This window comes from Blautia luti, from assembly GCF_033096465.1.
GTDB classification, from domain to species: domain Bacteria; phylum Bacillota; class Clostridia; order Lachnospirales; family Lachnospiraceae; genus Blautia_A; species Blautia_A luti.
Genome location: NZ_AP028156.1, coordinates 3,172,701 through 3,191,793, shown reverse-complemented (window position 1 = coordinate 3,191,793; position 19,093 = coordinate 3,172,701). Strand labels below are relative to the sequence as shown.

The window sequence follows — 19,093 nt, the reverse complement described above, 5'->3', positions numbered from 1 at the left end:
AGGGAACTGCGGTATAGTGCTCGTTACTAAAAAAGGTAATTCATAAATTTTTATAGATTTTCGCGAAAGAGAGGTAACGAGATATGACATTTTATCAGGAATTACAATTGAGTTCGACCGGCTCCAAACAGCTGATCAGAAGCACCACAGACCCAAAAGAGAAAAGACGGCACATTTTAATCTATAATTTTAAAGTGTATTTGGTTATGGCTTTTTGCGTAGCAGTGGTGAGCATGTATAGCAAGCTTACAGGAAGCAGCAACAGCGTAGTTGGTGTTACTGTTCTACTGGCAGTGCTTGTGCTGCGGCAGGCAGATTTCGGAATCAGGACAACACATGGACTGCTTTCCATTGCAGGGATCTTCGGTATTCTTATGGCAGGACCCCGTCTGGCAAATATGGTGCCTCCGTTAGCTGCGTTTGCAGTGAATGCGGTGTGTATTTTACTGCTGATGATACTGGGCTGTCACAATGTGATCATGTACAATCATTCCACCTTTGTTCTGGGATATTTGCTGCTTCTGGGATATGATGTGACAGGAAAGGAATACACCTTCCGTGTGATCGGCTTGTTGGTGGGAATGGTGATCTGTATGATCGTCTTCTATAAGAACCAGAGAAACAGAGCCTATCGAAGAACCTTCCTGGATTTGTTCCGGGAATTTGATCTTAAGTCAGCAAGAAGCAGATGGTATGTGAAACTGACACTGATTGTATCCAGCGCAATGCTGGTTATGAATCTTCTGGGACTTCCCAGAGCAATGTGGGCAGGAATCGCCTGTATGTCCGTATGTCTGCCTTTTACAGAGGACTGTATCCCAAGGTCTGTGAGCAGAGGAATGTTTAATGTTGTGGGCTGTCTGCTGTTTATTGTGCTGTATCTGGTACTTCCTAAATCCATGTATCCGTACATTGGAATGATCGGAGGAATCGGAGTTGGATATTCAGCAGGATATCCGTGGCAGACTGCATTTAATACATTTGGAGCGTTGTCTATTGCAGCAGGGATCTTCGGAATGCCGGCAGCAATAGCACTTCGTATAGGTGCCAATGTTCTGGGAGCAGCTTATACGGTAATCTGCAATAAAGTAACAGATAAAGTAGCAGAGTATATAGGCACAAATAAATGTGCAGAAAATCTTTCCTGACTGAAACTGCGGAGCGGTTATAAGCAAGTAAAAAAGCGGATGATTTTATCCGTCTGATATGTGTTCTGGGAATAGAGTGAATATTAACGTACAATGACAGAGGGAGAGAGAAAGAATATGAAACAGGATACCCTGGAAGGCAGGGCGAAAACGAAAAATGGTGTAAAACGATTATGCTTTTCCGCAGTATGTATTTTACTGGAAGCAGCTTTTATCATTGCTATGATCACAAAGCTGAATCAATATGCGGAGATTATCAATCTGATGACAAGGCTTCTTGCAGGTGTACTGGTTCTTAAGCTGTATGCGTCAGACCAGACTTCATCTATGAAAATGCCCTGGGTTATTTTGATTCTTGTATTCCCTATCTTGGGAGTGGGATTGTACTTACTGATTGGTCTCAATGGCGGTACCCGTAAAATGCGGGAGCGTTATGACCAGATCGACAGGGAACTTCTGCCGTTGCTTCCCAATGACAGTGAGTGCAGGGAAACGCTTGGCAGGAAAATCCCGAAGGCAGGCAATATTTCTGATTATATACAGAAAAATGCTTCCTATCCGGTCTATCAGAATACAGATGTTATTTATTATGATGAGGCAGTCAAAGGGCTGGAGGCTCAGCTGGCAGATCTGGCAAAGGCAGAGAAATTCATTTTTATGGAATATCATGCCATTGAGGATGCACAGGCCTGGCATAAAATCCAGAGAGTTCTGGAGGACCGCGTAAAGGCAGGCGTAGAAGTCAGAGTATTTTATGACGACATGGGTTCCATTGGGTTTATCAATACAGACTTCATTAAGAAAATGGAAAATGTGGGAATCCATTGCAGAGTGTTCAACCCTTTTACTCCGGGTCTGAATGTGTTCCTGAATAACCGGGATCACCGCAAGATCACAGTGATCGATGGAAAAGTGGGATTTACCGGCGGTTACAACCTTGCCAACGAATATTTTAATTTCACACATCCTTATGGACAGTGGAAGGACACAGGTATCCGTCTGGAGGGGGAGGCTGTACGTTCCCTGACAGTAACATTCCTGGAGATGTGGAATGCTGTCAGTGATAAGGATAAAAATGACAGTGATTTTACCGAATTTCTGGTTCAGACAGATTATCAGGCAAAGCAGACAGGATTTATCCAACCCTATGCGGACAGTCCTATGGATCATGAACAGGTAGGTGAAGAAGTGTATATCAGTATGGTGAATAAAGCGGAAAAATATTGCTGGTTTATGACTCCGTACCTGATCATCACAGATGAAATGACCCATGCTCTGTGTCTTGCAGCCAAGCGAGGGGTAGATGTAAGGATCATTACACCTGGTATTCCGGATAAAAAGATGATCTACAATATCACACGCTCCTTTTACCATGGACTGGTAAAACATGGAGTGCGTATCTACGAATGGACACCTGGTTTCTGTCATGCAAAGATGAGTGTGGCAGATGATTGTATGGCAACCTGCGGAACCATAAATCTGGATTACAGAAGTCTGTATCATCATTTTGAAAACGGCTGCTTTATGGCAGACTGCCAGGCAGTTCTGGATATCCGAAATGATCTTGCAGCAACAATGGATGAATGCCGTGAAGTCACAGAACAGTACAGTACCGGACGCAGCGCATATCTGCGATTGGGACAGCTGTTTATGAGATTATTTGCGGGATTATTATAACGTTACTGTTTACTCCATAACACTTGGAAAAAAGCAGGATATCGTGTACAATGGAATGGGGAACAGCAAAACTATTATAAATACGGGAGGAATTTTAACTATGGATCTTTCAACCCTAGTAAAGATGTCAAATACTTATGGAAGTAACCCTGCTTATGTTCTTGCAGGCGGTGGTAATACTTCAGTAAAAGACGACACCACATTGTATGTAAAAGGCTCCGGTACACAGCTTGCCACAATCAAGGCAGAGGAATTTGTGGAAATGAGCAGAGCACGCTTGAATGAGATCATGAAAACAGATTATCCTGAAGATGATGTCAAACGTGAATCACTGTATCTTGCAGATGTTATGGCTGCAGTAACAGATGCTGACAAAACAAAACGTCCAAGTGTGGAAGCATTGCTCCATAACTTATTTGCCTACACATATGTACTGCATGTTCATCCTACACTTGTCAACGGACTGACCTGCGGAAAAGGGGCAAAGGAACTCAGTGAACAGCTTCTTGGAAAAGATGTACTCTGGATTGATATCTGCAAACCCGGCTATACACTTGCACGTATCTGTTATGAGAAAATGAATGCTTATAAAGAAGAATCCGGAAAAGATGTTCAGGTTCTTTTGCTCCAGAATCACGGAATTTTCGTTGCAGCAAATACTGTAGAGGAAATTGGAGTATTATTTGACGGAGTGATCAGTAAATTAGAGAAACAGGTAAAGAGAACTGCTGATGTCAGTGATGCGGTTACACCTGAAAAAGAGCAGGCAGCAGAGAAGCTTTCCCGGTTACTGGGACATGCGGTAGAAGTTGTACCTGCAGCAGAAGCTGATAACTTCGTAAAAGATAAGGCAGCGGCTGCACCGCTTCTGAAACCATTTACACCGGATCACATTGTATACTGTGGACCATATCCGTTATTTGTAGAGGATATTGATCAGGCAAAAGCAGCACTGGATGAATTTATGGCAGAGAATGACAAAGAGCCAAGACTGATCCTGGTACAGGGAGTTGGCGCCTTTATTATGGAAGATGATAAGGGAAAAGCTGCAAAAGCACAGCTTCTTGTAAAAGATGCCATCAAGCTTGCAGTATATGCAGAAAGCTTTGGCGGACCGCTTCACATGACAGATGATATTACATACTTTATCACACATTGGGAAGCAGAAGCATACCGCAGTAAGAAGTGATATAATAAAATATCCGCTTGCCTCAAACCAGGCAAGCAGCAAAGCGGATGATTTTATCCAATTGACTAAGGGAGTGTGAAAAAACATAAGTTTTTTCACACTCCCTTTAAGTTCAGGTAACTGTCCGGCATGCTGTGCAACACGGAACAGTTACGGATATTATTTTATTTTCAGGCTTTTCTGAAAGCTGCTCTCTTACGTTCTCTGGAATCCAGCAGTCTCTTACGGATACGGAGAGACTCCGGTGTAACCTCCAGAAGTTCATCCTGGTCGATGAAGTCGATTGCCTGCTCCAGACTGAGGATTCTTGGCGGTGTCAGTTTCAGTGCATCATCAGCGGAAGAAGAACGTGTGTTGGTCAGATGTTTGGTCTTGCATACATTCAGTTCGATATCTTCAGCTTTACCATTCTGACCGATAACCATACCGCTGTAAACTTTAGCGCCAGGTCCGATAAACAGAGTACCACGCTCCTGAGCTGCGAACAGACCATAAGTAACAGCTTCACCAGCTTCAAATGCGATGAGAGATCCCTGTTTTCTGTACTGGAAATCTCCCTTATAAGGTGCATAGCCGTCAAACATAGTATTGATGATACCGGTACCTTTTGTGGATGTAAGGAATTCACCACGGAATCCGATCAGTCCACGGGAAGGAATGTGGAACTCCAGACGTACAGTGCCATCGCTGGCAGTGCTCATACCCTGCAGCTCACCTTTACGTTCGCTGAGCTTCTGGATCACAGTACCGGAGAATTCCTCCGGAACATCTACATAAGCGATTTCCATAGGTTCAAGCTTCTTGCCACGTTCGTCTGTCTTATACAGAACTTCTGGTTTACTTACTGCGAATTCATAACCTTCACGTCTCATGTTCTCGATCAGGACAGACAGATGAAGTTCTCCACGTCCGGAAACTTTAAATGCTTCTGTTGTCTCAGTATCTTCTACACGAAGGCTGACGTCTGTATTCAGCTCACGGTAGAGACGGTCACGAAGATGACGGGATGTGATGTATTTACCTTCCTGACCAGCCAGCGGACTGTCATTTACAATGAAGTTCATGGCAATGGTAGGCTCGGAAATCTTCTGGAAAGGAATAGCCTCCGGGTTCTCTCCACCGCAGAGGGTATCACCGATGTGGATATCTGCGATACCGGAAATAGCAACGATAGAACCAATAGTAGCTTCTTTCACTTCAACTTTGTTCAGACCGTCAAACTCATAGAGCTTGCTGATCTTAACTTTCTTACGTTTGTCCAGATCATGATGGTTTAACAGAGTCAGTTCCTGATTCACTGCAATTTTACCATTCTCAACTTTACCTACACCGATACGTCCAACATATTCGTTGTAGTCAATGGTACTGATCAGAACCTGAGTATCTGCATCAGGATCTCCCTCCGGAGCCGGGATATATTTCAGGATAGCGTCAAACAGCGGAGCCATATCCTTAGGAGTATCATTTAAGTCGATCACAGCATGTCCTGCTTTGGCAGAAGCATACAGGAACGGACAGTCAAGCTGCTCATCAGAAGCACCAAGGTCCATAAGAAGTTCCAGAACTTCATCTACAACCTCGTCAGGACGAGCCTCCGGACGGTCGATCTTGTTGATACATACGATTACATGGAGATCAAGTTCAAGGGCTTTCTTAAGAACGAATTTAGTCTGAGGCATAGCACCTTCGAAAGCATCAACGAGAAGAATAACACCGTCTACCATCTTAAGTACACGTTCTACTTCGCCGCCGAAATCAGCATGTCCTGGTGTGTCGATGATGTTGATCTTTGTATCTTTGTAATGAATGGCTGTGTTCTTGGATAAAATAGTGATACCACGTTCACGTTCGATGTCATTGGAGTCCATGACACGTTCCTGAACCTCCTGGTTCTCACGGAATACACCACTCTGTTTCAGAAGCTGGTCAACCAGAGTTGTTTTGCCATGGTCAACGTGTGCGATAATGGCTACGTTACGTACGTCTTCGCGTTTTGTTCTCATAAAATAAGTTCCTTTCCTTAGTTCTATACAATGATATCTGTGAATTGCACCGTTGCCGGAAGGCATCTGCAATTCTTCTATATTAATGTGTTTTCTCATTTACAGTTATCCGAAGTTCAAGTTTACCACATTTTCAGCAGATTACAAGGTATTAAAATAATTTTTTTAAATTTTGGTTCTAAACAGGAGTGTCTGTACATATCTTTTATAGAACAAGACAAGGTACACCAGGGCATGACCGTGCAGAGAAAACTGACGGATATCTGTCCTGCGAGGAAGGAGAACCACATTATGGCAGATAAAATTATTGAAAACAATCAGGTATCTATGATGGGAAAAATTGCAGCTGGATTCACATTCAGCCACCAGGTATTCGGCGAAGGATTTTACATGACAGAGCTTCTGGTAAAGCGGCTCAGTGAGTCAGAAGACAGAATACCAGTGATGGTATCGGAACGTCTGGTGGATGTGACACAGGATTACATAGGGGAATACGTGGAGATCCACGGACAGTTCCGTTCCTATAACAGACATGAGGAAAAGCATAACCGCCTGGTGCTTTCTGTATTTACCAGGGAACTGAAATTCGTTGAGGAAGAGGATGAAACCATTCCGGTGAACCAGATATTTCTGGACGGATTTATCTGCAAACCGCCGGTATATCGTAAGACACCTCTTGGAAGGGAAATCGCAGATCTGCTTCTGGCAGTAAACAGACCTTATGGAAAATCGGACTACATACCCTGCATCTGCTGGGGAAGAAATGCACGCTATGCTTCCGCTTTCGAAGTGGGCGGGCATGTTTTGATCTGGGGCAGGATTCAGAGCAGGGAATATATAAAAAGAACCGGGGAAAATGAAACAGAGAAAAGGGTCGCTTATGAGGTTTCTGTAAGCAAGCTGGAGTATATGGAATAGTGTAAAACAGAATTGCTTGCATTTCTTTTGAAACTGAGGTAATATAAGCATATTCGAAAAGAAAAAAGAAGGTACAATTTCAGAGGAATTGTTTGTTATGGAAAAAGAATTTACAGAGGTTTACTGTGGAAGTGGAAAGGGTAAAACTACTCTGGCCATCGGTCAGTGCCTGAAAGCTTCGGCAAAGGGTAAAAGCGTTATCATCATTCAGTTTCTGAAAGGAAAAGAGCGCAGAGAGCTGGATTTTCTGGAGGAATTGGACAATCTGGACATTAAGATCTTCCGTTTCGAGAAAATGGAACAATGCTATGAAGAGCTCAATGACCAGGAGAAGGCTGAGGAGAAGACGAATATTTTGAATGCGCTGAATTTCGCGCGTAAAGTGATCGCTACACAGGAATGTGACTTCCTGCTGCTGGATGAGATCCTCGGGCTTCTGGATTATGGAATTACTACGGAAGAGGCTATCGGTGAGATCCTGAAGATGAAGGATGAGAGTATGCACATTCTGCTCACAGGAAGGACTCTGCCTGACAGTCTGCGTAAATATGCAGACAGTATTACCACACTGACGACAGAATTAATTGCTGATCAGAAAGTTACAGAAGAATAAAGGAGGAGAGCAAATGGCAATTTTTAAAGGTGCGGGCGTTGCGATCGTAACCCCTATGTATGAGGATGGAAAGGTAAACTATGATAAGCTCGAAGAGCTTTTGGAGTATCAGATCGCAAACAGTACAGATGCGATCATCATTTGCGGAACAACAGGAGAATCATCTACAATGACACACGGAGAACACCTTAAGACGATCAAATTCGCCATTGATAAGGTAAACAAACGTGTCCCGGTTATCGCAGGTACAGGTTCCAATTGTACAGAAACTGCGATCATGATGTCAAAGGAGGCAGCTTCCTATGGTGCAGATGCCCTTCTGATCGTTACTCCTTACTATAATAAGGCAACACAGAAAGGCCTGATCGCTCATTATACAGCTATCGCAGAGGCAGTTCCGGAAACTCCGATCATCATGTACAATGTACCAAGCCGTACGGGATGTAATATCCAGCCTGCAACTGCAGTAGCACTTGCAAAGAATGTAAAGAATATCGTAGGTATCAAAGCTGCAAGCGGTGACCTGTCTCAGATCGCAACCATGATGTCCATGGCTGACGGATGCATTGAGCTGTATTCCGGAAACGATGACCAGGTATTGCCAATCCTTTCACTTGGCGGACTTGGAGTAATTTCCGTACTTTCCAACGTAGCTCCGAAGGAGACTCATGATATGGTTATGAAGTTCCTGGAGGGAGATACCAGGGGCGCAGCTGAGATCCAGTTAAAAGCAATTCCGCTGATCCATGCATTATTCAGCGAAGTAAACCCGATCCCTGTAAAAGCAGCCCTGAACCTGATGGGTAAGGAAGTAGGACCGCTTCGTATGCCTCTGACAGAGATGGATGATGCAAATAAAGCAGTTCTGGCACAGGCCATGAAAGACTTCGGCATTAAACTGGCATAAGGAACAGGATAACGGAATTCGAGAGGAAATTACAAATGGTAAAGATTATTATGCATGGCTGTAATGGCCATATGGGTCAGGTGATCTCCGGACTTGTAGCTCAGGATCCGGATGCAGAGATCGTAGCTGGCATTGACGTAGCAGACCAGGGTAAAAACAGCTATCCGGTTTACACAGATATGAAGGAATGTCAGGTAGAAGCAGATGCTCTGATTGATTTCTCTTCTGCGAAAGCGACAGATGCACTTCTGGATTACTGTGCAGAACGTAAGCTTCCTGTAGTTTTATGTACTACCGGATTAAGCGAGGAGCAGCTTGCGAAGGTTGAAGAGACAGCGAAGAAAGTAGCTGTTCTGAAATCAGCCAATATGTCCCTGGGTATCAATACTCTCCTGAAACTGATCCAGGACGCAGCGAAGGTTCTGGCGACAGCAGGTTTCGATATGGAGATCGTAGAGAAACATCATCGTCTGAAACTGGATGCACCAAGCGGAACAGCTCTGGCACTGGCAGACAGCTTGAATGAGGCTATGGATAACCAGTATCATTATACTTATGACCGCAGCCAGAGACGCCAGATGCGTGATGATAAGGAAATTGGTATTTCTGCTGTACGCGGCGGCACCATCGTGGGAGAACATGAAGTGATCTTCGCAGGCCCGGATGAAGTGATCGAGTTCAAACATACTGCGTATTCCAAGGCAGTATTCGGCAAGGGCGCAGTAGAAGCAGCGAAATTCCTGGCAGGTAAACCGGCAGGACGTTACGATATGAGTGACGTGATCAGTGCGAAATAGAACATCGAAATAAAAGAATATAAAATTAATATAAAAAGAATTCTGTCTGAAAATGGCAGGATTCTTTTTTTACACTTTTTTCCAGAATAGTATTATTTTTTATGCACATATTAATAATACAATATAAATCCCGGAGAAACAGATGAGCTGAATATCTGAAGCAGATCCGGAGAAAAGGAGACAAATATGAGAAAAAATGCAAAAAGATTTTTCATGAGTGCTGCCCTGGTTGTTACATTATGCATGTTCACTGCCTGTGGAAATAATAACAATAACGCAGCAGACGAAGTGGAAACAGAAGATAATACTATGACGGACGAAAATGAACCAGACAACGATACAACAGAGGATCAGACGACCAAAGATAAAAAGACAGACAGCACAAATAATAACGCCACAAACAATGAAGCGGTAACAGACGACGGAACTATGACTGATGATGAAGTTGTAGACGATAATGCTGCTGACAACAATGCTGTGGACGACACAGGAATCGACGAAAACAACAACGGCGACGGCACGGTATCCGGAGAACTGGGAAACAGCGTTCGGGATCTGGGTGACGGAGTCGGCAATGCAGTAGAAGATGTGGGCGATGCTGTGGGGAATGCAGCAGAAGGAAGATAGGAAAACAGGTGCGGACAGCTGTGGCTTTCGCACCTGTTTTTGGCCTGTTTTTGCAGGAAAATGCTAATGACAGCAGAAGATATCCTATGATAAAATAAAATCAATAGTAACTGTTAGTTGTGGAAGCTGACCTGTATGTTTCAGGATAGCAGAATGCTGAATAGTTACAAAAATATACATATTCAGGAGGAAACGGCATGAAAAAGAATTTGAAAATACCAGGATTAATGGCCGGCTTGGTAATGGCCGCAGTAATCGCCACAGTCCCTGCACATGCAGGAGAATTCTCAGACGGTAATGAATTTGCAGCTGGAGAGAAATTTACGGATGCAATACAGGGGAATGTGGATGAAGAGAAGGAAATAATTTCCGACAATGAGAATGTACCGGATGTTCAGGATGAAAATGGAGAAGAAGCTGTCGGTGCTACGAATCTGGAAGATTTTGTTATAAACAATGGAGTTCTGGTGGAATATAATGGAACAGCATCAGAGGTTACAATTCCACAGAATGTTACGAAGATAAATTATGATGTGTTTAAAAATCATACAGAATTACAAAAAGTAGTCCTGAATGGATGTACAGTGGAAATTGAAAGTGAAGCCTTTCGAGATTGCTCCGGACTGAAAACAATAGAAGGAACAGGAAATATTACAAGCATTGAAAGTCAGGCATTTGAAGGCTGCAGTGCATTGGAAAGTATAGAAGGAACAGAAACGATCAGGTACATAGGGTATGCTGCTTTTTCTGGATGTACTGCTTTTAAAGGGTTTGTTTTTACAGAGAATCTTCTGACTTTAAGGGATGACGCATTTGCTGGTTGTAAGAGTCTTGAAAATATTGTATTTCCCGAATCACTTCAGGAAATTGGAACTGTTGTATTTGAAGATGCGGCAGTTCAGAAACTGACTTTTCTCTGTGAATATAAGAAAGGAATGTTTGAAGGAGGAACTACGAAGGAACTTATTGTGACCAAAGGTGATTTTGGTGAGATCAAAGAAGGATATTCTATGATCGGAAGTGATTTCGTGGAAATGAAAGAGCTGGAAAAAGTTACAATTGGTTCAGAGGTAACACTGATCGGACAGGAAGTTTTTGATGGCTGTGAAAATCTTTCTGAGGTGAATATAGAAGAGGGAAAGGTGGAACGTATTGGAGAGGCTGCCTTCAGAGGATGTAAATCCTTAAAAGAAATAGTGCTTCCGGCGAAAATTACTTCTATTGGTGGAGGAATCTTCGCTGATTCAGGTATAGCTAAAGTTACGATGGAAGGAGTTACAGAGATTCCGAGTGCAGCATTTGCAGGATGTAAAAATTTAACGTCATTTTCTTTTGATAACATAAAATCAATCGGCAGAGGAAGTTTCAGAGACTGCGAAAACCTGAAAGAGGTGATCATTCCGGAAACCGTTGAAGAGATTCAGTATGAATATGAGGACAGTCCTTTCGAAAACTGCGGTGCTGAGAGAGTTGTTATAAAAAATGAACTGATGAGTACAGAATGCTTCGATGGGGAAGTAAAATTAAAAGAAATCGTGGCGGAGGCCGGAGTTGTGGAAGGATCATTTCCCAATTTGGAAACACTGGTGATCGGTGAGAAGGTCAGTGTTATTGGAAGGATTGAGGCTGAAAATCTGAAAAGTCTGCAACTTGGTGGAAATAAAGATACAAATATGGAATGGGCAGGTTTCAGTGATATAAAATCTCTGGAAAAGGTTGTTATTTCAGGATCTGTAGAGATTACGGAGGCGATGTTTGAAAACTGCGAGAACCTTACTTCTGTAACCATAACTGGAGAAGTGTCTAGGATTGGTGCATGGGCATTTGCAGGCACTGGTTTAACGGAACTGGAGATTCCGGAGAGTGTAACAGAACTGGGAGACTCGTTTATTTTCGAAACGAAACCTGAGAAACTTGTGCTGGGGGCAGATGTTACATATGATTCCATGACATTTAATGGAGTCGATTTTACAGATCTGCAGGAACTTCAGATTCTTTCAGGGGAAATTTCAGAAAGTCTGTTTGAATGTGAAAGATTTGAGAAAGATCTGAAATTAAAAATAGGACCCAATGTAACCTCAATCGGAAGAAGAGCATTTTTTGAATGCAAACAACTGGTATCTGTAGAATTCGAAGAAGGAAAACTTGAAACAATTGGTGACGGCGCATTTGTGCATTGCACATCTTTGACAAAAGTGGATATTCCCGCATGCGTAAAAGAAATCGGTGAAATGGCTTTCTCTGATACAGGAATAAAGAGTGTTTCCTTTAAAGAAGGCTTAAAAAGAATTGGAAAGGCTGCATTTGCTACCTGTCCGTATCTAAGGGAAGCAAGTATCCCGAAAAGTGTAGAAAGTATCGGGGACTATGCGTTTGGAATCAGAGCATATACTGCGCAGGTGGGAAACGAAAAACCTTACACTGCATACGAACCATATGAGGAAGGCTTCACCATCATCGGCTACGGTGGTACGGAGGCAGAGCGTTATGCAGAAGATACTCCTGGAATTACATTTGTAGATCTGGATGGAAACAGCAAAAAATCTCTGAAAACAGCAACTGTGTCCGGACTGTCTGCGAAATATTATACAGGAAAGAGTCTGAAACCGTCAGTAACAGTAACTCTGAAGCGAAAGAAACTGGTTCTTAACAAAGACTATAAAGTAACTTACAAAAATAATACCAATATAGGCCAGGCAATAGTTACCATTACCGGAATAGGAAAATACACAGGAAGTATTTCCAGAAATTTCACAATACGGATAAAAAATAACAGCACTTATACAGCAGGAAAACTGAAATACACCATCACTAATGCAGATACAACAGGAAAAGGCACTGTAACACTTACAGCAGCAACAAACAAAACAACAGTCACAAGCCTTACCGTACCATCTACAGTAAAGATCGGTGGAAAATCATTTAAAGTAACAGCCATTGGAAAGAAAGCATTCAGCGGAGCAAAGAAACTGAAAAAGGTGGTAATCGGAAAATATGTTACCTACATTGGTCAGGAAGCATTTTCCGGAAATACAGCACTGACCACAGTGAGTTGCAGCTGTACTTCATTGAATTACATCGGAAAGAAGGCGTTCTACGGGGATAAGAAATTATCTTCTGTAACTTTAAAAACAACTAAGCTTACCAGTTCAAAAACAGGAAGTGATGCGTTCAAAAATATAAAGAGCACATGTAAATTCAAAGTTCCGGCATCAAAAGTGAAAACATATCAGAAATTATTGATATCCAGAGGAGCAGGAAGTAAAATCAAAGTGACGAAATAGAAGACAGAATACGGAGGTTTAAACATATGAGATTTCGCCCATGCATTGATATACATAATGGAAAAGTAAAACAGATCGTCGGCGGCAGCCTGACAGATGTACAGGATCAGGCGAAGGAGAACTTCGTGTCTGAGCAGGATGCTGCCTTTTATGCAGAACTGTATAAAAAGGCCGGGATTGTTGGCGGTCATGTAATCTTGCTGAACAGTCAGGATTCTCCTAATTATGAGGCAACGAAGCAGCAGGCACTGCTGGCGCTTCGCACCTATCCGGGAGGACTGCAGATCGGTGGAGGTGTGAATCCCGGGAATGCCCAGGAATATCTGGAAGCAGGGGCGAGCCATGTGATCGTTACATCCTATGTATTTAAAGATGGAAAAATTTCCTGGGAGAAGCTGGAAGAGATGGAACAGGCAGCTGGAAAAGAGCATCTGGTGCTGGATCTCAGCTGCAGAAAAAAGGATGACCAGTATTTCATTGTCACAGACAGATGGCAGAAATTCACGGATGTTCCAGTGACACTGGAGATCATGGAGAAACTTGGGGAGTACTGCGATGAATTTCTGGTTCATGCTGTAGATGTAGAAGGGAAAGCGCACGGCGTAGAAACAGAACTGGCAGAACTTCTCAGTGGCTATACCGGACGTCCGGTTACTTACGCAGGAGGGGTAGGTTCCATGAAAGATATCGAAGATCTCAGAACCTATGGCGGAAACCGCCTGGATGTAACGGTAGGAAGCGCTTTGGATCTCTTTGGCGGAAGTATTCCCTTTACAGAACTTGTCAGATTAAAGTGATTTTGCAGGAACTTACACTATACTTTTAAAGAAAACAGAAAAAATGTGAAATTTTAATAAAATAGTGTTAAAATTCAAAAAGGTGTGTTATAATAGGTTCATCAAACAGCAAAGGGGATGGAAGAATGAAATTTATCATCAGCGGAAAAAATATAGCAGTTACAGAAGGGCTTAAAACAGCAGTCGAAGACAAGCTCGGCAAACTGGAAAGGTATTTCACTCCTGACACCGAAGTTGTAGTAACTTTAAGTGTGGAAAAAGAAAGACAGAAAATTGAAGTGACAATTCCTGTAAAAGGTAACATCATCCGTTCCGAGCAGGTAAGCAATGATATGTATGTATCAATCGACCTGGTTGAAGAGGTAATCGAACGTCAGCTTCGCAAATACAAAAACAAAATCGTAGACAAACAGCAGGCAGCAGCCAGCTTCCAGAAAGCATATCTGGATAAGGACTACGAAGAGGATGAAGAAGTTAAGATCATCCGTACCAAGAAATTCGGTATCAAACCAATGTATCCGGAAGATGCATGTGTACAGATGGAACTTCTGGGACATAATTTCTTCGTATTCTATAATGCAGAAACCGAGCAGGTAAATGTAGTGTACAAACGTAAAGGAAACACATACGGCCTGATCGAGCCTGAATTCTAAATTGAATAATCATGAAGCCCCTGTGCAGGATTTTCTGTACAGGGGCTTTTGCGTGTTACTGTGCACGGAAGGAACAGTAACCTTTTTTGACGTTAAAGGAGAAGTATGTTAAAATAAACAACAAATCACGAAAAAAGGAGTATATTGCTATGAGAAAAGCCGGAGTACTGATGCCTGTTTCCGCACTGCCTTCCCGTACAGGAGCCGGGGAGCTTGGAAAAGTAGCATTTCACTTTATAAATCTGTTAAAGAAAAACCACGTAAAGATCTGGCAGATCCTGCCGTTAAACCCTGTAGGATACGGAAATTCCCCGTATCAGCCCTATTCATCCTGCGCAGGAGATGAACTGTATATCAGTCTGGAGCTGCTGGCTGAAGAGGGACTTCTTAAGGAAAAGCCGGAAGAGTTTCAGCCTGATGTAAAGAAAGTAGATTATGATGCAGTACGCAGATTCAGGGAACCATATCTGAGAGAAGCATTTGCAGAGTTTTCTAGGAAAAAAGGACAGGAGGAAGCTGCCTATAAGGAATTCGCAGAACAGTCCTGGGTTTATGAATATGGAGTATTCCGAGCATTAAAGATGGCAAATAATGGGAACTGCTGGAATGACTGGCCGGAAGAAGACAGAACCTGGCCTGAGAACAGACATGCATTATCCGCAGAAGTGGAAGCAGAAGCGCAGTATCAGATGTTCCTGCAGTATCTCTTTTATACACAGTGGATGGCTGTAAAAACAGCTGCAAATGAGGCCGGCATTGAGATCATGGGAGATGTTCCTTTCTATGTAGGACAGGATTCTGTGGATGTCTGGGGAGGCAAGGATAATTTCCTTCTGGATACAGACGGAAGACCGATCTTTATTGCAGGAGTTCCGCCGGATTATTTCAGTGCCACAGGACAGAGATGGGGAAATCCTATCTATGACTGGGATCACATGAAAGAAAAGAATTATCAGTTCTGGGTAGACAGGATCGGATACAGCAATAAGCTCTTTGATATTATCAGGATCGACCATTTCCGTGCCTTTGATACTTACTGGAAGATCCCGTCCACATGCCCTACAGCTATTGATGGAGAATGGATCGAGGCCCCTGGTTATGAGGTGATCGACACGCTGCAGGAGAAACTTCCGGGATTGAACCTGGTAGCAGAGGATCTGGGTGAGCTTCGTCCGGAAGTGCTGGTGCTGAAAGACCATTATCATCTGAAAGGAATGAAGATCCTGGTATTTTCCATAGAAACAGGTGGAAAATATGCCAGAGATACCTTCCATGATGTGGAAAATATGATTTTTTACACAGGAACCCATGATAATGACACAGTGATGGAATGGTATGGGAAAATGACCTGTGCATCCCGAAGAAAACTTCGTCATCTGCTGAAATCACACGGGGTGAAACAGGGATCTGTGAAAGACAGATTTCTGGAATATACGTTAAGCAACCAGGCGGAATATGCCATTATTCCTATGGCTGATATTCTGGGACTTGGAGGAGAAGGCCACATGAACACTCCTGGAACCATCGGTTCCCCTAACTGGGAATGGCATCTGCCGGATTTCGCACAGGCAGAGAAAGAACTGTGGAAATTTGGAAATCTGATTTGCAAAACCCACAGGTTTTGAACAAAATAACCAATAATCACATTTAGTTATTGGTTTGTTCATGAAATATTTATTGTTTTCCGTACTGGAAAGTGATAAAATAGTTAAACATGATGTATTAAATATAATAGTTTTTTGCTTTATGTAAAATGAGAGATAAACAGGAGTTAAACCTATGAATATGTTTGCGAAAGTATTCGGGACCCGCAGCCAGCGAGAGGTTAGGCGTATCATGCCTCTGGTTGAGAAGATTGAGAGTCTGCGCCCGGAGATGCAGAAATTAAGTGACGAAGAACTGAAAAACAAGACAAGAGAATTCAAGAAACGTCTGGAAGAGGGAGAAACACTGGATGACCTGCTTCCTGAGGCATTTGCTGTTGTACGTGAGGCAGGTAAACGTGTACTGGGAATGGAACATTTCCAGGTACAGCTCATCGGTGGTATCATTCTCCACCAGGGACGTATCGCAGAGATGAGAACAGGTGAAGGTAAAACACTTGTTGCCACACTTCCGGCATACTTAAACGCACTGGAAGGCAAGGGCGTGCATATCGTAACAGTCAACGATTATCTGGCGAAACGAGATGCAGATGAGATGGGACAGATCCATCGTTTCCTGGGGCTGACAGTCGGTGTTGTTTTAAATGATATGAAGCAGGATGAACGTCGTGCTGCATACAACTGTGATATTACTTATGTTACCAATAACGAACTTGGTTTCGATTATCTGCGTGACAACATGGTTATTTATAAAGAACAGCTGGTACAGAGAGATCTGCACTACTGTATCATAGATGAGGTTGACTCCATCCTGATCGATGAGGCCCGTACCCCGCTGATCATTTCCGGTCAGAGCGGCAAATCCACGAAACTGTATGAAGCCTGCGATATCCTGGCTCAGCAGTTAGAGCGTGGTGAAGCCAGCCATGAGATGACCAAGATGGCAGCTATCATGGGCGAGGAAGTTATTGAGACAGGTGACTTCGTTGTAAATGAGAAAGATAAGATCGTAAACCTTACTGAGCAAGGTGTTCATAAGGTAGAGAACTTCTTCCATATTGAGAACCTGGCTGATCCGGAGAATCTGGAGATCCAGCATAACATTATTCTTGCACTTCGTGCACATAACTTGATGCATAAGGATCAGGATTATGTTGTAAAGGATGATGAGATCCTGATCGTTGATGAGTTTACCGGACGTATCATGCCGGGACGTCGTTATTCCGACGGTCTGCATCAGGCCATTGAAGCGAAAGAGCATGTTAAGATCAAACGTGAGAGCAAGACTCTGGCAACCATTACATTCCAGAACTTCTTTAACAAATATGATAAGAAGGGCGGTATGACCGGTACAGCTATCACAGAGGAGAAAGAGTTCCGTGATATCTATGCCATGGACGTTGTAGAGATTCCGACCAATAAACCGGTAATCCGTGTGGATCATGAAGATGCGGTTTATATGACCAAGAAAGAGAAATTCAATGCGGTAGTCAACGCAGTTATGGAGGCACATGCGAAACAGCAGCCAGTACTGGTTGGTACCATTACTATCGAAACATCTGAACTGATCAGCCGTATGCTGAAGAGACAGGGCATCAAGCATAACGTGCTGAATGCCAAGTTCCATGAACTTGAGGCTGAGATCGTAGCACAGGCAGGACAGGCAGGTGCAGTTACCATCGCCACCAACATGGCCGGCCGTGGTACGGATATCAAACTTGATGAGATAGCCAGAGAGGCAGGCGGTCTGTTTATCATCGGTACAGAGCGTCATGAATCCAGACGTATTGATAATCAGCTCCGTGGACGTTCCGGACGTCAGGGTGATCCGGGTGAATCCCGTTTCTACATTTCCCTGGAAGATGACCTGATGCGTCTGTTCGGTTCCGAAAGACTGATGAAGATCTTTACTTCCCTGGGTGTTGCAGAGAATGAGCAGATCGAACATAAGATGCTTTCCAATGCCATTGAGAAGGCACAGGAGAAGATTGAGTTCAATAACTTCGGTATCCGTAAAAATCTTCTCGATTATGACCAGGTTAACAATGAACAGCGTGAGATCATCTACAAAGAACGTCGTCAGGTTCTGGACGGTGAGAACATGCGCGATGCGATCTATAACATGATCCAGGATACAGTGGACAGCTATGTGGATATGTGCTTCTCTGATGATGTAGGTTCCGAAGAATGGGATCTGAATGAATTCAACGGAGTACTTCTTTCGATCATCCCGCTGCAGCCGCTTACAGTAGAAACTGTGAAAGGCAAGAAGAGAGATGAGATCAGGCATGAGCTGAAAGAAGAAGCTGTGAAGCTTTATGAAGCAAAAGAATCCGAGTTCCCGGAACCGGAACAGCTTCGTGAACTGGAGCGAGTGGTTCTTCTGAAATGTATCGACAGCAAGTGGATGGATCACATTGATGATATGGAGATCCTTCGTCAGGGTATCGGTCTGGCAGCATATGGCCAGCGTGATCCGGTTGTTGAATATAAGATGAACGCATTTGAGATGTTTAACAGCATGATCACTTCTATTCAGGAGGATACACTTCGTATGCTGTACCATGTTCATGTAGAGCAGAAGATCGAGCGTGAGCAGGTAGCGAAGGTGACAGGAACCAATAAGGACGACAGTGCAGGTCCGAAGAAACCTGTTCAGAGAAAAGAGATCAAGGTATATCCGAATGATCCGTGTCCTTGCGGAAGCGGTAAAAAATACAAACAGTGCTGCGGACGTAAGAACAAAGCATGATGATATCTGGCGAAAAGCCAGGTAGATAATTAAATAAATGACAAGGATAAAAGGGCTGAATTCAAGAGGCCCTTTTATCGTGCACGTTAATACGTTAATGCGTTGAACTGGTGCATCGTTTCGA

14 protein-coding genes are annotated in these 19,093 nt (G+C 43.3%); 13 read left to right on the top strand and 1 reads right to left on the bottom strand.

Annotated features, from left to right (window positions below):
• Nucleotides 1-83 precede the first annotated feature (83 nt).
• The 3 genes from R8695_RS14755 to R8695_RS14745 all read left to right on the top strand — a co-directional run bounded on the left by R8695_RS14755 (nt 84) and on the right by R8695_RS14745 (nt 4,014).
• Nucleotides 84-1,148 (top strand): FUSC family protein, encoded by a 1,065-nt coding sequence (locus R8695_RS14755; RefSeq protein WP_154779567.1) that lies wholly within the window; start codon nt 84-86, stop codon nt 1,146-1,148.
• Between the two features lie 117 nt (nt 1,149-1,265).
• Complete coding sequence (cls, locus tag R8695_RS14750) at nt 1,266-2,825, top strand: cardiolipin synthase (RefSeq protein ID WP_008706252.1); 1,560 nt, start codon at nt 1,266-1,268, stop codon at nt 2,823-2,825.
• Between the two features lie 100 nt (nt 2,826-2,925).
• Nucleotides 2,926-4,014 carry a class II aldolase/adducin family protein gene (locus tag R8695_RS14745; protein WP_118511632.1) on the top strand — a complete coding sequence of 363 codons (1,089 nt, stop codon included), beginning with the start codon at nt 2,926-2,928 and terminating at the stop codon, nt 4,012-4,014.
• A 170-nt stretch (nt 4,015-4,184) separates the two neighbouring features.
• Here the strand turns inward: R8695_RS14745 and typA are convergent, their stop codons facing one another.
• Complete coding sequence (typA, locus tag R8695_RS14740; protein ID WP_118511648.1) at nt 4,185-6,017, bottom strand: translational GTPase TypA; 1,833 nt, start codon at nt 6,015-6,017, stop codon at nt 4,185-4,187.
• Between the two features lie 291 nt (nt 6,018-6,308).
• Between typA and R8695_RS14735 the strand changes: the two genes are divergently transcribed.
• From R8695_RS14735 to secA, 10 genes are all read left to right on the top strand, one after another.
• Entirely contained in the window at nt 6,309-6,935 is a 627-nt protein-coding gene (locus R8695_RS14735; protein ID WP_118511634.1) for a single-stranded DNA-binding protein, read from the top strand.
• A gap of 97 nt (nt 6,936-7,032) precedes the next feature.
• A complete protein-coding gene (locus R8695_RS14730) occupies nt 7,033-7,548 on the top strand; it encodes a cob(I)yrinic acid a,c-diamide adenosyltransferase (RefSeq protein ID WP_118511636.1) in 516 nt (171 codons plus the stop codon).
• Between the two features lie 13 nt (nt 7,549-7,561).
• Nucleotides 7,562-8,455 (top strand): 4-hydroxy-tetrahydrodipicolinate synthase, encoded by an 894-nt coding sequence (gene dapA, locus R8695_RS14725; protein ID WP_118511638.1) that lies wholly within the window; start codon nt 7,562-7,564, stop codon nt 8,453-8,455.
• Nucleotides 8,456-8,490: 35 nt separating this feature from the next.
• On the top strand, nt 8,491-9,252 hold the full coding sequence (gene dapB / locus R8695_RS14720) for a 4-hydroxy-tetrahydrodipicolinate reductase (protein WP_118511640.1): 762 nt from the start codon (nt 8,491-8,493) through the stop codon (nt 9,250-9,252).
• A gap of 186 nt (nt 9,253-9,438) precedes the next feature.
• Nucleotides 9,439-9,879, top strand: coding sequence for a hypothetical protein (locus tag R8695_RS14715; protein ID WP_154779568.1), 441 nt, complete (start codon nt 9,439-9,441; stop codon nt 9,877-9,879).
• 197 nt (nt 9,880-10,076) lie between these two features.
• The gene (locus tag R8695_RS14710) at nt 10,077-13,163 is read left to right on the top strand and encodes a leucine-rich repeat domain-containing protein (protein WP_154779569.1); all 3,087 of its coding nucleotides are present in this window, start codon (nt 10,077-10,079) and stop codon (nt 13,161-13,163) included.
• Nucleotides 13,164-13,189: 26 nt separating this feature from the next.
• The gene (gene hisA / locus R8695_RS14705) at nt 13,190-13,960 is read left to right on the top strand and encodes a phosphoribosylformimino-5-aminoimidazole carboxamide ribotide isomerase (protein WP_118509357.1); all 771 of its coding nucleotides are present in this window, start codon (nt 13,190-13,192) and stop codon (nt 13,958-13,960) included.
• A gap of 125 nt (nt 13,961-14,085) precedes the next feature.
• A complete protein-coding gene (gene hpf / locus R8695_RS14700) occupies nt 14,086-14,613 on the top strand; it encodes a ribosome hibernation-promoting factor, HPF/YfiA family (protein ID WP_118509358.1) in 528 nt (175 codons plus the stop codon).
• A 143-nt stretch (nt 14,614-14,756) separates the two neighbouring features.
• Nucleotides 14,757-16,238, top strand: a complete 1,482-nt coding sequence (gene malQ, locus R8695_RS14695; protein ID WP_308418801.1) for a 4-alpha-glucanotransferase — start codon at nt 14,757-14,759, stop codon at nt 16,236-16,238.
• Nucleotides 16,239-16,392: 154 nt separating this feature from the next.
• Complete coding sequence (gene secA, locus R8695_RS14690; RefSeq protein WP_154779571.1) at nt 16,393-18,969, top strand: preprotein translocase subunit SecA; 2,577 nt, start codon at nt 16,393-16,395, stop codon at nt 18,967-18,969.
• Nucleotides 18,970-19,093 lie beyond the last annotated feature (124 nt).

Coding starts and splice junctions, on each gene's coding strand:
- dapB (WP_118511640.1), top strand. CDS start 8,491: ATGGTAAAGATTATTATGCATGGCTGTAATGGCCATATGGGTCAGGTG.
- secA (WP_154779571.1), top strand. CDS start 16,393: ATGAATATGTTTGCGAAAGTATTCGGGACCCGCAGCCAGCGAGAGGTT.
- R8695_RS14710 (WP_154779569.1), top strand. CDS start 10,077: ATGAAAAAGAATTTGAAAATACCAGGATTAATGGCCGGCTTGGTAATG.
- hisA (WP_118509357.1), top strand. CDS start 13,190: ATGAGATTTCGCCCATGCATTGATATACATAATGGAAAAGTAAAACAG.
- typA (WP_118511648.1), bottom strand. CDS start 6,017: ATGAGAACAAAACGCGAAGACGTACGTAACGTAGCCATTATCGCACAC.
- cls (WP_008706252.1), top strand. CDS start 1,266: ATGAAACAGGATACCCTGGAAGGCAGGGCGAAAACGAAAAATGGTGTA.
- R8695_RS14755 (WP_154779567.1), top strand. CDS start 84: ATGACATTTTATCAGGAATTACAATTGAGTTCGACCGGCTCCAAACAG.
- R8695_RS14730 (WP_118511636.1), top strand. CDS start 7,033: ATGGAAAAAGAATTTACAGAGGTTTACTGTGGAAGTGGAAAGGGTAAA.
- R8695_RS14715 (WP_154779568.1), top strand. CDS start 9,439: ATGAGAAAAAATGCAAAAAGATTTTTCATGAGTGCTGCCCTGGTTGTT.
- R8695_RS14735 (WP_118511634.1), top strand. CDS start 6,309: ATGGCAGATAAAATTATTGAAAACAATCAGGTATCTATGATGGGAAAA.
- dapA (WP_118511638.1), top strand. CDS start 7,562: ATGGCAATTTTTAAAGGTGCGGGCGTTGCGATCGTAACCCCTATGTAT.
- hpf (WP_118509358.1), top strand. CDS start 14,086: ATGAAATTTATCATCAGCGGAAAAAATATAGCAGTTACAGAAGGGCTT.
- R8695_RS14745 (WP_118511632.1), top strand. CDS start 2,926: ATGGATCTTTCAACCCTAGTAAAGATGTCAAATACTTATGGAAGTAAC.